Origin of the sequence: Aeromonas sp. R5-3, assembly GCF_040908225.1 — a bacterium.
Lineage (GTDB): Bacteria > Pseudomonadota > Gammaproteobacteria > Enterobacterales > Aeromonadaceae > Aeromonas > Aeromonas dhakensis.
Genome location: NZ_JBFODH010000023.1, coordinates 93,925 through 106,531 on the forward strand (window position 1 = coordinate 93,925; position 12,607 = coordinate 106,531).

10 protein-coding genes are annotated in these 12,607 nt (G+C 62.0%); 6 read left to right on the forward strand and 4 right to left on the reverse strand.

Features of this window, described 5'->3' with window-relative positions:
• The first annotated feature begins 40 nt into the window (after positions 1-40).
• Positions 41-562, forward strand: coding sequence for a GNAT family N-acetyltransferase (locus AB5Y95_RS15070; protein WP_368161510.1), 522 nt, complete (start codon positions 41-43; stop codon positions 560-562).
• Positions 563-672: 110 nt separating this feature from the next.
• Here the strand turns inward: AB5Y95_RS15070 and AB5Y95_RS15075 are convergent, their stop codons facing one another.
• Complete coding sequence (locus AB5Y95_RS15075) at positions 673-846, reverse strand: hypothetical protein (RefSeq protein WP_162518816.1); 174 nt, start codon at positions 844-846, stop codon at positions 673-675.
• Positions 847-1,321: 475 nt separating this feature from the next.
• Positions 1,322-2,599, reverse strand: coding sequence for a sodium:proton antiporter (locus AB5Y95_RS15080; protein WP_005308162.1), 1,278 nt, complete (start codon positions 2,597-2,599; stop codon positions 1,322-1,324).
• 203 nt (positions 2,600-2,802) lie between these two features.
• Here AB5Y95_RS15080 and metH point away from each other — a divergent pair, with 203 nt between their 5' ends.
• Together metH and rimK are read left to right on the forward strand one after the other, a co-directional pair.
• Positions 2,803-6,486, forward strand: a complete 3,684-nt coding sequence (gene metH / locus AB5Y95_RS15085) for a methionine synthase (RefSeq protein ID WP_368161511.1) — start codon at positions 2,803-2,805, stop codon at positions 6,484-6,486.
• A gap of 225 nt (positions 6,487-6,711) precedes the next feature.
• Positions 6,712-7,608 carry a 30S ribosomal protein S6--L-glutamate ligase gene (rimK, locus tag AB5Y95_RS15090; RefSeq protein WP_005308166.1) on the forward strand — a complete coding sequence of 299 codons (897 nt, stop codon included), beginning with the start codon at positions 6,712-6,714 and terminating at the stop codon, positions 7,606-7,608.
• Positions 7,609-7,837: 229 nt separating this feature from the next.
• Here rimK and AB5Y95_RS15095 read toward each other — a convergent pair whose 3' ends face one another.
• Together AB5Y95_RS15095 and AB5Y95_RS15100 are read right to left on the reverse strand one after the other, a co-directional pair.
• Positions 7,838-9,073, reverse strand: coding sequence for a sensor histidine kinase (locus tag AB5Y95_RS15095; protein WP_368161512.1), 1,236 nt, complete (start codon positions 9,071-9,073; stop codon positions 7,838-7,840).
• Between the two features lie 43 nt (positions 9,074-9,116).
• Complete coding sequence (locus AB5Y95_RS15100) at positions 9,117-9,785, reverse strand: response regulator transcription factor (protein ID WP_010635346.1); 669 nt, start codon at positions 9,783-9,785, stop codon at positions 9,117-9,119.
• Between the two features lie 90 nt (positions 9,786-9,875).
• On the opposite strand from AB5Y95_RS15100, the gene AB5Y95_RS15105 reads away from it, so the two are divergent.
• The 3 genes from AB5Y95_RS15105 (at position 9,876) to AB5Y95_RS15115 (ending at position 12,575) form a co-directional block, all read left to right on the forward strand.
• Positions 9,876-10,292 carry a hypothetical protein gene (locus AB5Y95_RS15105; protein ID WP_044798981.1) on the forward strand — a complete coding sequence of 139 codons (417 nt, stop codon included), beginning with the start codon at positions 9,876-9,878 and terminating at the stop codon, positions 10,290-10,292.
• Between the two features lie 85 nt (positions 10,293-10,377).
• Positions 10,378-10,851 carry a hypothetical protein gene (locus AB5Y95_RS15110; RefSeq protein WP_021463480.1) on the forward strand — a complete coding sequence of 158 codons (474 nt, stop codon included), beginning with the start codon at positions 10,378-10,380 and terminating at the stop codon, positions 10,849-10,851.
• 260 nt (positions 10,852-11,111) lie between these two features.
• Positions 11,112-12,575 (forward strand): aerolysin family beta-barrel pore-forming toxin, encoded by a 1,464-nt coding sequence (locus tag AB5Y95_RS15115; protein ID WP_368161622.1) that lies wholly within the window; start codon positions 11,112-11,114, stop codon positions 12,573-12,575.
• The last annotated feature ends 32 nt before the right edge of the window (positions 12,576-12,607 follow it).

Consider the following 12,607-nt stretch of genomic DNA (forward strand, 5'->3'; position numbering starts at 1 on the left):
GGCAGTCTTGGGGCCTGTCTCTTCTAAGCGAGCCCTTGCCATGATCCTCTCCGAGCGCCTGGAACTGCGCGAACTGGCGGTTGCCGATGCCCCCTTCATTCTCGAACTGCTCAACGATCCCGACTTTCACCGCTACATCGGCGATCGGGGCATCCGCACCCTGCAGGATGCCGAAAACTACATCCAGCAAGGGCCGGCGGTCAGCTATGCCCGTCATGGTCACGGTCTCTACCTGGTGGCAAGGCGCAGCGACGGAGCCAAGCTCGGCATCTGCGGCCTGATCAAGCGCGATACCCTGCCTTGTGAAGACATCGGCTACGCCTTCCTGCCCGCCTGGCGCGGTCAGGGTTATGGCATCGAAGCGGCGCAGGCGGCGCTGCAGGATGGTCGGGAGCGGCTCGGCATCGAGCGAGTGGTTGCCATCGTCACCCCGGGCAACGCGCGTTCGGTGGCGCTGCTGGCCAAGCTGGGGCTGGTGCAAAGCCGGTTGGTCAAACTGGCCGAGGATGCGGATGAGTGTCTGTTGCTGGAGGTTGAAGGGGTAGAGGCTTGCCCGCTCTGAGGGGCTGTGGCATGGCTGGCAGGATATCAGCAGAGCCGGGGGAATGAGGCAAAGAGGCCGCCGTGAGTTGCGGCCTGTCTGCATCGGGCGCTGCCGGTGGGCAGGCAGGATCAGTTGAGCTCTTCGATGGAGAACTCGCCGGCAATGCCGTCACAGGAGACGGCGAAGCCGCCGCTGAAACGGGTGCTGAACTGGATCAGAAACGCATCATAGTCGTGCTCTTGCACGGGCAGGTTGATGGGCTTGCTGCGACGCAGGGGTTTGCGAGTTTGTACGCTTTTCATCATGGTATTTCTCTATATAAATTAAGTTTTTGCTCCTTGTATTGGCAAATGTCAGGTCGATGGGCGCGGTCAGCAAGATAGCGGACGAGCGCGCAGGAATACCCAGCCCGGTTCAGGGGCGTCTGCACTTTCAAGGAATGCGCCAAGGACCACGCGGATGCATGATGCTACTTGGGAGTGGGCAGATCGGGTCTGCACCGTGAGAGCCGGGCAACGCAGGCGGACAGCCTGAACGGTTCTCAGGGCGAGTAAATCAGAAGAAGGTTATGCGGGTACTGACAGGATTCATCGTGAGGTGAAGCATTGCAGGGCAAACATAAACAGGGCTGATTAACTAGCCGGCGCGCATTCTCTCCTCGACATGGGTAAAAAGCAAACAATTATTTGCAGTTTTTCCTTCACGGCCGTCTGGCGGCCACAAAAAGGGCTCCCGAAGGAGCCCTTTTTTCATCATCCGTTGACCTCAGCCGATGGCTCAGTAGTCGCCGCAGGCCTTCTTGGCTGCGGTGATCATCGGGGTGATGGTCATACCCTGTACCACGATGGAGAACATCACCACCGAGTAGGTCATCACCAGGATCACCTGGCGCAGGTCGACGCCGTGCTCCGGCAGCATCATGACGCCGGACGGCAGTGCCAGCGCCATGGCCATGGCCAGACCGCCGCGCAGACCGCCCCAGGTGAGGATCCGCACCGAGAACTTGTTGTAGCTGCGGAACTTGCGGAAGGCCACATAGGGCAGCGACACGCTGATGAAGCGGGCGGCCAGGCAGAGCGGCACCGCGATGACCAGCAGGATCCAGTCTTGCCAGGCCAGATCCAGCAGCACCAGCGCCAGACCGATCAGCAGGAACAGCAGGGCGTTGAGGAACTGGTCCATCAACTCCCAGAAGTGATCCAGGTGATGGCTGCTCTGCTCGGAGAAGCCGCTGTGACGGGTCCAGTTGCCGATCATGATGCCGGTCACCACCATAGCCAGAGCGCCGGAGACGCCGATCATGTTGGCGAAGGCGAAACCGGCGGTCGGGATGCAGAGGGTCAGCAGCAGCTCCAGCGAGCCGTCATCGGTGGCGCTGATCATCACGTGGGCGATGAGACCCAGCACGGCACCGAACAGGATGCCGCCGAGGGCCTCATGCAGGAACAGGCCGGCCACGCTGCCGAAGGTGGGCTCGACGCCGCCAAACGCCACGGCAAACACGGTGGCGAAGATCACCAGACCGACACCGTCGTTGAACAGCGACTCCCCCTCGATCTGGATGGCGATCTGGGGTGGTGCCTTCATCTTCTTGACGATGGCCAGCACGGCGATGGGGTCGGTGGGGGAGATCAGGGCACCGAACAACATGCAGTAGACCAGCGGTACGTCCCAACCCAGCAGCTTGGCGATGAACCAGAAGCCATAGCCGATGAGGAAGGTGGAGAGCAGGGTCGCCAATATGGCCAGAATGGTGATTTCCCACTTCTGGCTGCGCAGGGCTTTCAGGTTGATCCCGAGACCACCGGCGAACAGCAGGAAGCCCAGGATCCCCTTCAGCAGGAAATTCTGGAAGTCGATGCTCTCCATGGTCTTGACGGCCAGGGGTTCCAGGTTGAACCAGCCCAGCTTACCGAACAGCACCATCAGCGCGGAGATCAGCATGGAGCCCGCAGTGATGGCGATGGTGGTCTGGATCTTCACAACATACTGATTGGCAAAGGCGATAAAGATCGCCAACGCTGCCAGGAAGCAGAGTGTGTAGTAGACGCTCATAGTTATTTTTCTCTTTAGTAAACAGCAAGCACGTATCCCTATTGAGGACGGGCATAGGGTACTCTTGGGTCACATGTTACTCATTACCCATTTGTGAGTATATAGAGCGCCAATATAGACAGATAGACGGCTAGATTTCCATTTGATTTGTTTGCTGTTAGGATGCTGTTTACGCAGTTGCATGGATGTAAGAGGAACGAGCGGTGTCGAACAAAAAGTCGGATGTGACAAACAAGCTGGAAGCCTGCCTCAAGGAGCGGATCCTGATCATCGACGGGGCCATGGGCACCATGATCCAGGGCTACAAGCTCGGTGAGGCGGACTACCGGGGGGAGCGGTTTGCCGACTGGCATACCGACATCAAGGGCAACAACGATCTGCTGGTGCTGAGTCGCCCCTCTGTCATTCGCGAGATCCACGATCAGTACTGTGCCGCCGGCGCCGACATCCTCGAGACCAACACCTTCAATGCCACCCGCATCGCCATGGCCGACTACGAGATGGAAGATCTCTCGGCCGAGATCAACCGTGAGGCGGCCCGCCTGGCCCGCGCCGTGGCGGATGAGTGGACCGCCAAAGAGCCCCACAAGCCGCGCTTCGTGGCCGGGGTGCTGGGGCCCACCAACCGCACCGCCTCCATCTCGCCGGACGTGAACGATCCCGGCAAGCGCAACGTCACCTATGACCAGCTGGTGGCCGCCTACACCGAATCGACCCATGCCCTGATCGAGGGCGGCGCCGATATCATCCTGATCGAGACCATCTTCGATACCCTCAACGCCAAGGCGGCCGCCTTCGCGGTGGACCTGGTGTTCGAGGAGTTGGGCTACAGCTTGCCGGTGATGATCTCCGGCACCATCACGGACGCCTCCGGTCGCACTCTCTCGGGCCAGACTACCGAGGCCTTCTACCATTCGCTGCGCCACGTCAAACCCGTCTCCTTCGGTCTCAACTGCGCGCTGGGGCCCGATGAGCTGCGTCAGTACGTGGAGGAGCTCTCTCGCATCAGCGAAACCTTCGTGAGTGCCCACCCCAACGCCGGCCTGCCCAATGCGTTTGGCGAGTACGACCTCGACGCCGCCGAGATGGCGGAGCATATCCGCGAGTGGGCCCAAAGCGGCTTTCTCAACCTGGTGGGCGGCTGCTGCGGCACCACCCCGGCCCACATCCGCGCCATGGCGGACGCCGTGGCGGGCATCAAGCCCCGCGCCCTGCCGGGTCTGCCGGTGGCCTGCCGGCTGTCGGGCCTCGAGCCCCTCATCATCACCCCCGAATCCATGTTCGTGAACGTGGGGGAGCGCACCAACGTCACCGGCTCGGCCAAGTTCAAGCGCTTGATAAAAGAAGGGCTCTACGACGAGGCCCTGGACGTCGCCAAGCAGCAGGTGGAAAACGGCGCCCAGATCATCGACATCAACATGGACGAGGGGATGCTGGACGCCGAGGCGGCTATGGTGCGCTTCTTGAACCTCATCGCCGGGGAACCGGACATCGCCCGGGTGCCGGTGATGATCGACTCCTCCAAGTGGGAAGTGCTGGAGGCCGGTCTCAAGTGCGTGCAGGGCAAGCCGGTGGTCAACTCCATCTCCATGAAGGAGGGGGTGGACAAGTTCATCGAGCAGGCGAAACTGCTGCGCCGCTACGGCGCCGCCGTCATCGTGATGGCGTTCGACGAGGTGGGGCAGGCCGATACCCGCGCCCGCAAGTTCGAAATCTGTCAGCGCGCCTACCGCATCCTGGTGGATCAGGTGGGCTTCCCGCCGGAAGACATCATCTTCGACCCCAACATCTTCGCGGTGGCGACCGGCATCGACGAGCACAACAACTACGCGGTGGACTTCATCGACGCGGTGAAGGACATCAAGGAGAACCTGCCCCACGCCATGATCTCCGGCGGCGTCTCCAACGTCTCCTTCTCGTTTAGGGGCAACGAGCCGGTGCGCGAGGCGATCCACGCCGTCTTCCTCTACCACGCCATCAAGAACGGCATGGACATGGGGATCGTCAACGCCGGCCAGCTCGCCATCTATGAAGACATCCCGGCCGAGCTGAAAGAGAAGGTCGAGGCGGTGGTGCTCAACCTCAATGACAACGCCACCGAAGAGCTGCTGGCCATCGCCGAGAAGTACCGCGGTGCCGGCGCTCAGGCCGAGGATCCGCGGGAGCAGGAGTGGCGCAGCTGGCCGGTGGGCAAGCGGCTCGAACACGCCCTGGTCAAGGGCATCACCGACTTTATCGAGGAGGACACCGAAGAGGCGCGCGCCGGGGCCGAGCGGCCGCTGCACGTCATCGAGGGGCCGCTGATGGACGGCATGAATGTGGTGGGCGATCTGTTCGGCGCCGGCAAGATGTTCCTGCCCCAGGTGGTGAAGTCGGCCCGGGTGATGAAGCGGGCGGTGGCCTACCTGCAACCCTACATCGAGGCGGAGAAGTCCGGCGGCTCCAGCAACGGCAAGATCGTGCTGGCCACCGTCAAGGGCGACGTGCACGACATCGGCAAGAACATCGTCGGCGTGGTGCTGCAGTGCAACAACTTCGAGATCGTGGATCTCGGGGTCATGGTGCCTTGCGAGACCATCCTCAAGACGGCGCGGGAGGTGGGGGCTGACATTATAGGTCTGTCGGGCCTCATCACCCCGTCGCTGGACGAGATGGTGCACGTGGCCAAAGAGATGGAGCGCCAGGGTTTCAAGCTGCCGCTCTTGATCGGCGGTGCCACCACCTCCAAGGCGCACACCGCGGTGAAGATAGAGCAGAACTACTCCGAGCCCGTGGTCTATGTCTCCAACGCCTCCCGCGCAGTGGGGGTGGCCCAGAGCCTATTAAGTGCGGATCTCAAGGAGGCGTTTGTCGCCCGCATCGACAAGGAGTACGAGATCGCCCGCGAGCAGCACGCCCGCAAGCAGCCGCGCTCGCGCCCCATCACGCTGGCGGAGGCCCGCGCCAACCGCCATCAGCTGGACTGGGTGGGGTATGAGCCACCGGCGCCCCGGGAGCTCGGCGTACAGAAGTTCGAGAATGTGCCCATCTCGGTGCTGCGCCCCTACATCGACTGGACGCCGTTTTTCCTCAGCTGGGAGCTGGCGGGCAAGTTCCCCCGCATCCTGGAAGATGAAGTGGTGGGTGAGGAAGCGACGCGCCTCTTTGCCGACGCCAACGCCATGCTGGATCAGCTGGAAAAGGATCAGAGCGTGCGCTGCGCCGGCATCGTCGGCCTGTTCCCCGCCAACGCCGTGGGGGACAGCATCGAGGTCTACACCGACGAGTCGCGCACTGAAGTGAAAAAAGTGCTGCACCACCTGCGCCAGCAGAGCGAGAAGCAGGGCTTTCCCAACTACTGTCTGGCGGACTATGTGGCGCCGAAGGAGAGCGGCAAGCCCGACTGGATCGGCGCCTTCGCGGTGACCGGCGGCATCGGTGAAGAAGCCATCGCCAAGGCCTACAAGGCCGAGCACGACGACTACAACGCCATCCTCATCCAGGCGGTGTGCGACCGTCTGGCGGAAGCCTTTGCCGAGTACCTGCACGAGCAGGTGCGCAAAGTGCACTGGGGCTATGCCCCGGACGAGGCGCTCTCCAACGAGGAGCTGATCCGCGAAAACTACCGTGGCATCCGCCCGGCGCCCGGTTACCCGGCCTGCCCGGAGCACACCGAGAAGGGGAGCATCTGGGAGCTGCTGGATGTGGAGCAGGCCATCGGCATGCAGCTCACCGAGTCCTATGCCATGTGGCCAGGGGCGGCGGTGTCGGGCTGGTACTTCTCCCACCCCGACAGCAAATACTTCGCGGTGGCCCAGATCCAGCGGGATCAGGTGGAGGACTACGCCGTGCGCAAAGGGATGACCCTGGCAGAGGCCGAACGCTGGCTGGGGCCGAACCTGCACTGAGGCGTTGGCCCGATTGATCCTCGCTGAAGGAGGCGGCATCCAGACCCGGGAGACAGACCAGTCTGGTGCCGTCGTTTGACAAGCGGGTGACAGCGGGATGGCAGCGCACGTTTCTGTGTGGTTTGTCTTGTTGTCAGGAGAAACAATTGGCGTTGTCTTGGCGCTGTGGCACTTTATACTCTCCCGCCCCATCCTGCCCAGGCACTGCCTCCTAGCGGAATTGTCATGAAGATCGCCATTTTATCCCGTGAGCCGAAAAACTACTCCACCCGCCGTCTGGTCGAGGTGGCGCAGGCGCGCGGTCATCAGGTCGAGGTGCTCGACACCCTGCGCTGTTACATGAACATCGCCTCCCACAACCCCTCCATCCATTACGAAGGACGGGAGCTGGAGAGCTATGATGCGGTGATCCCGCGCATCGGGGCCAGCATCACCTTCTACGGCACCGCCGTGCTGCGTCAGTTCGAGATGATGAACACCATGGCGCTCAACAGCTCGGTGGCCATCTCCCGCTCCCGCGACAAGCTGCGGGCCATGCAACTGCTCTCCCGCCACGGCATCGGCCTGCCGGTGACCGGCTATGCCCACAGCACCCACGACGTGCCCGACCTCATCACCATGGTGGGCGGTGCGCCCCTGGTGGTGAAGCTGCTGGAGGGAACCCAGGGGATCGGCGTGGTGCTGTGCGAAACCCAGAAGGCTGCCGAGAGCGTGATCGAGGCCTTCATCCAGACCAACAACAACATCCTGGTGCAGGAGTACATCCGCGAGGCCAACGGCGCCGACATCCGCTGTCTGGTGGTCAACGGCAAGGTGGTGGCGGCCATGCGTCGCCAGGCCCAGCCGGGGGAGTTTCGCTCCAACCTGCATCGGGGCGGCACCGCCGAGGCGATCAAGATAAGCCCGGAAGAGCGGGCCACCGCGGTGCAGGCCGCCAAGATCATGGGGCTGGACGTGGCCGGGGTGGATATCCTGCGCAGTGCCCGCGGCCCGCTGGTGCTGGAGGTCAACTCCTCCCCCGGCCTGCAAGGGGTGGAGGCTGCCTCCGGCAAGGACGTGGCCGGCAAGATCATCGAGTTTCTCGAGCTCAAGGCGAGTCGCAAGCACAAGCCGGCGGAGTGACGCCAAGCCTGCCGCCAACGCATTGCAAACAGGGCGCCTTCGGGCGCCCTGTTGTTATCTGGCGGGTGCCACAGCGCCCTCATCCTAAGGGAGAGGGAACAGTTCGGTGGTGCTGGGTCATCGTCGCTGGCCTGTGGTTGTCACCGCGAGCTGCGATGGCTTGCCAGGGGGAGCCTCCCTTCTCCCACCATTTTGAATAGACGGGGAGAAGGGCTGGGGATGAGGAGCGCTATGCCTTACCTTGCGCGGGGTCGCTGGTGATCATCGCCAATCGGGCGCTGAAGATGCCCTCTTCCAACCGGGTCTCTATCTGCCAGCCCAGCTTCTCGCAGATGCGCTGGATGATGGTGAGGCCGCAGCCGTAGCCGAGGATCTGATCCGGCGCGGCGGCAGTGGGGTTGCTGATGGTGAGCAGGGGGCCGGCCAGCTCGATGTCGATGTGCCCCTCGGCGTAGCTGAGGGCATTCTTCAGCAGGTTGCCGAGCGCAATGGCGAGCAGAGAGAGGGGGGCCAGCGCCTCGCTCTCGTCGTCCAGCTGCAGCCGGATATCCAGCTCCTCCCGCTGCAACAGCGGGGCGAGGCGGGCCAGCTCCCGGCGTATGAGCGGCGCCACCTGCTGGGGCGGGCGCTCCACCTCTTCCTTGCGGCCCAGCAGCAGAAAGGTTTCGGTGAGCAGCGCCATCTCGTCGGCGGCGGCGCGAATGCGGGTGGTGGCGCGGGCGGCGGGTGCGGGCAGATCGCTCACCTTGCCGAGCAGGGCGGCCGAGCCCTGGATCACCATGTTGGGGGTGCGCAGCTCGTGGCTGGCGAAGCGGCTGAACTCCTGCTCGCGGGCAAATACCGCGGCCACCTCCTGCTTGCCGGCCAGCAGCGCCAGCTCTATGTCCCTGAGCTCCTGCCAGGGGGCGTCGGGCACGAAGTCCGCCTGATCCGGGGTGAGGTGGGCAACCCGCTGCTGCAGCCGCTGCAGCGGTCGGGTGATGTGGCGTACCAGCCAGATGCCGAAGCCGATGCAACCGAGCAGCAGGGTCAGCCCGATCAGCCGGGTGGCCAGGTGCAGCTGATCCTCGTAGGGATCCAGGTAGTCGTCGGCGTCGTCGTTGAACACCAGATAGAGCAGCCCCTTACCGGACGGATGGGGTCGCACCAGGAAGTGTTTGTCCTCGTCCCCCAGCACGTGTTCGTAGAAGCCAGGACTCCGGTAGGGCTTGAGCCAGACCGGCAGGCGGCCGGCCTCGGTCCAGTAGCTGGAGAACTGGCGCGGGCTGGGGGCGGGGGCCGCCATGCCGAGCCGCAACCAGTCGTCGCTGTAGCGGGTCACCTCTGCCTCCAGCCAGTGGCGCAGGCTGAGCTCCTCCATCTTGTCCTCGGCCACCACCATCAGCAGGCTGATGATGATCAGCAGCAGCAGGCCGGCACCGCTCAGGGTGAGGATCAGGCGACGGCGCAGGCTGGGCAGGCTCATAACGGCCTCCCTGCGGGCAGGCTCAGGCCGCGCGGGCGGCCCGTCATGGGGTCACCAGTCGATAGCCCTGGCCGTGCAGGGTTTCCAGCATGGGAGCGGGGAAGGGCTTGTCGAGGGCGTTGCGCAGGGCATAGATGTGGCTGCGCAGGGCGTCGGAGTCCGGCTCCTCGTCGCCCCAGACGGTGTCGAGCACCTCCTGGCGGGTGACCAGCGCGGGGGCCCGGCGGGCCAGCAGGGTGAGGATCTGGAACGGGATCTTGCCGAGCTTGAGCTCGACCCCGGCCCGGGTGGCGCGGCCGCTGGCGGGATCCAGGGTCAGCTCGCCCACGCACAGGGCCCCCATGTCGCTGCGGGGGCCACGCAGGGCCAGCGCCTGCAGCCGCACTTCCAGCTCCTCCATGGCGAACGGCTTGACCAGATAGTCGTCGCCGCCGGCCTTGAAGCCTGCCAGCTTGTCGTCCAGGCTGTCGCGGGCGGTGAGAAACAGCACTGGAGTCGGGATCCCCTGCTCCCGCAGGCGGGCCACCGTGCTGAGGCCGTCGAGGCGCGGCATCATGACGTCCATGATGATGACGTCGAAGCGCTGCTCGGCCAGCAGCTGCAGGGCCGCCTGGCCGTGATAGGCGCAGTCCAGCCGGTGACCCGCCAGCTCCAGATAATCCATGATGGTTTCCGCGACCTGGGGATTGTCTTCCACCACCAGTATTTTCATGCTTTGATCTCCTGGTTCCGACCGCCATTTCACGGTCATCTCACACCGGATGAGGCATCCTGTGTGGCAGTGTAACCCCGAGGATCCCCGATGAAGAAGTCTCTCTGCACTCTCCTGCTGCTGATCTTGTTGCCACTCGGCGCTGCGCAGTCGGCGGAGTTCAAATTGACCGGCCGCACTACCTGGCAGCTGGGCCAGCTGATGGTCAACGGCATCCCCTTTGTGCTCGACGAACAGACCCGCTTCAAGGACGGCCTGAGAGAGGACGATCTCGGCGGCACCTGGGTCGACCTGGAAGGGGTGGTCGAGGGTGAACTGCGGCTGATCCGGGAGGTCGAGAAGCTGGAAGAGGATGACGAGATGGATCTGGAAGGGCCGGTGGAACAGGGGCGGATCTGGGGTTATGTCACCTCGGACGACAGTCTGGCTCCGTTCGAAGGACGCTGGCTGGAGCTGGAATGCAAGTTTGACGGCATGCGCCTGAGCCGCTGCCGCGAGGATGACTGACGCACGGCAAGACGAACCGGGCGGAAAAAACCACTCAGCGGGCCCATAGTTAAACCTCGCACGGTTTCACTATGGGCCTTTTGCTATGACACGCACCTCCCTCCTGCTGCTGGCACTGCCGCTCTGCGCTCTGGCCGCCGATGGCGAACTCTGGCTAGTGGAGCTGGAACACAACGATGGCCTGCGCCTGCAGTTTCAGGGGGCTGAGGTGGAGCTTGGGAGCGCCCCGGTCTGGCGGCTTGGTGAGCCGTGGCAGCACCCCTTGCGGCCGGGTGATCACCTGGCCCTGCAGGTGACTGATGGGGTGGCTACCCGGATTGAGCTGTTGGCGGCCGGATCTCCGGCGATATCAGGCCGTTGGCAGCGGGCAGAGGATCGTTTGCGATCCTTCGATGGTCGGCACCTGGTGCTGGCTACACTCGGCACCTTGTCGCTCGACCGCAATGTGCGTTGGGTCAACGGTTCGGCTACCGACTTGCACGAGGGTAGTGCGCTGGTGCTGCTGCGTTCTGCAGATGGAATTTTACGTGAGATAACCATAATTAATCCGGAAGAGTAATTCAGGAACTTCTTATTTAATAAACGCCGTCATGTCCTGGATTGATATTAAATTATCCCGCCAGAAAAATTATGATTAATCCCTCAATAAAGTTGCCGCTCTAATTATTTTCCCGCCTTATATATATTTTGTTTGTCATGGATGAATTTTGGTGGTTTATTTTGTCTGTGGCGGGGCTCATTGGAGTTCATGCCTGTCAAAATGAAAGGTGTTATTTCTGCATAATAAAAACTATCGTCTGTCTGAAAGAGGAATAAATGATGAATAAAATAATAACAGCCAATCTGGCGCTGTTGGCATCTTCATTGATGCTCGTCCAGGCCCAGGCGGCTGAGCCAGTCTATCCTGACCAGGTCAAATGGTTCGGTCTGGGGGAGGGGGTCTGTGCCAGCGGCTATCGCCCCCTTACCCGTGATGAAGCCATGAGTATCAAGGGCAATCTGGTCAGCCGTATGGGACAGTGGCAGATTACCGGGCTGGCCAATCGCTGGGTGATCATGGGGCCTGGATATAATGGAGAAATAAAACAGGGAACGGCGGGTGAAACATGGTGTTACCCCAACTCCCCTATCTCTGGAGAAATTCCTTCCCTCTCCGCATGGAGTATTCCGGCAGGTGATGAAGTCGATGTGCAATGGCGAATGGTGCATGACAAAGATTATTTCATCAAACCTGTGAGTTATCTTGCCCACTATTTGGGATACGCCTGGGTGGGCGGGAATCATAGCCCCTATGTCGGGGAAGATATGGATGTGACCAGGCTCAGCGATGGCTGGTTGATAAAGGGAAATAATGATGGTGGTTGCTCTGGATACCGTTGCGGGGAGAAAAGTTCCATCAAGGTGAGCAACTTCTCGTACACGCTGGAGCCGGATTCCTTCAGTCATGGCCAGGTTACCGAGAGTGGCAAACAGCTGATCAAGACCATCACCGCCAATGCGACCAACTACACGGATCTGCCTCAGCAGGTGGTAGTTACCCTTAAGTATGACAAGGCCACCAACTGGTCCAAGACGGATACCTACAGTCTCAGCGAGAAGGTCGGCATCAAGAAGACGTTCCAGATCCCGCAGGTTTCCAGCACTGAATACTCGGTCGAGATTTCTTCAACCCAGAGCTGGGCCGAACAGAAGGGGGGAGCGACCACCGAGACCGTGTCGGTCGAGGCTCGTCCCACTGTGCCACCCCACTCCAGCGTGCCGGTGCGCGTCGCTCTCTACAAGTCCAACATCTCCTACCCCTATGAGTTCAAGGCCGAGGTGAATTATGACCTGACCATGAAGGGGTTCCTGCGCTGGGGAGGCAATGCCTGGTACACCCATCCGACCAATCGTCCGACCTGGGAGCATACCTTTGCCGTTGGCCCGTTCCGCGACAAGGCCAGCAGCATCCGTTATCAGTGGGACAAACGCTACATCCCGGGTGAAGTGAAGTGGTGGGACTGGAACTGGACCATCGGCGAGTATGGCCTGTCGACCATGCAGAGCAACCTTGGCCGCGTGTTGCGTCCGACCCGTTCGGCCGTGACCGGCGACTTCTATGCCGAAAGCCAGTTTGCCGGCGATATCGAGATTGGGCAGCCCCAGACTCGCGCCGCAGCGGCTGTTCAGCAACGAAGCGCTTCTGCCGAAGGGGTGGCTCTCACCGCTCTGGAACTGGATCAGGGCACGCTTGCCAGCGAGGGCTTTGGCAATGTGACCCTGACCATTACTCCTGCTCAATAATCCTCTTTAGCAGGCCCCTTCATGGGGTCTGC